Here is a 500-nt window from a genome sequence, read left to right as displayed (position 1 = left end):
CCATGGACGTGCGCATAGGCCGGCACCCAGGCGGCGTTGAAGGCGCCTTCGGCGAAGATCGCACGAAAATGGTTGGGCAGCCGTAGCGCCACGAAAAAGGCGTCGGCCACCGGGCCGGCGCCGAGGATCGCCGCGAGCATGATGTCGCGGGCAAATCCCGTCAGCCGCGACAGCAGCGTGTAACCACCAACCGTGAAGATGCGTCCGAGCATGCGTCTGTTTTAGAGCATGGCGCGATTAGGTCTAGGTGCTAGCAGTGTGGAAGGTTTGCAACTTTTCTGCAGGAAATGCACAAACGGGGCGCGTTAGAGACGCCGGCAGTATCCACAGCGTCATGGCCGGGCATAGCCGTCCGAAGGACGGCGTCGCTTCCGCTTGCCTATGTCCCGGCCATCCACGCCTTCCTCACCAGCGGCCCCGAAGAACGTGGATGCCCGGGACAAGCCCGGGCATGACGAGAGTTCTGGCTGGCGGATCGGCCCTCAGTAAATCTCGATCCG

At 63.0% G+C, this 500-nt stretch carries 1 protein-coding gene; it reads right to left on the bottom strand.

The window, feature by feature from the left end; all coding sequences use genetic code 11:
• The coding region (locus ACNOHI_RS25705) for a lipid II flippase MurJ (RefSeq protein WP_420477553.1) at window positions 1-212 on the bottom strand (212 nt) is incomplete at its 3' end.
• Window positions 213-500 lie beyond the last annotated feature (288 nt).

The organism is Noviherbaspirillum sp. ST9, from assembly GCF_048799745.1.
In the GTDB taxonomy this organism is placed as follows: Bacteria; Pseudomonadota; Gammaproteobacteria; order Burkholderiales; family Burkholderiaceae_D; genus Noviherbaspirillum.
Note: the sequence above shows the minus strand (reverse complement) of the source record. Positions and strands in the feature narration are given on the sequence as shown.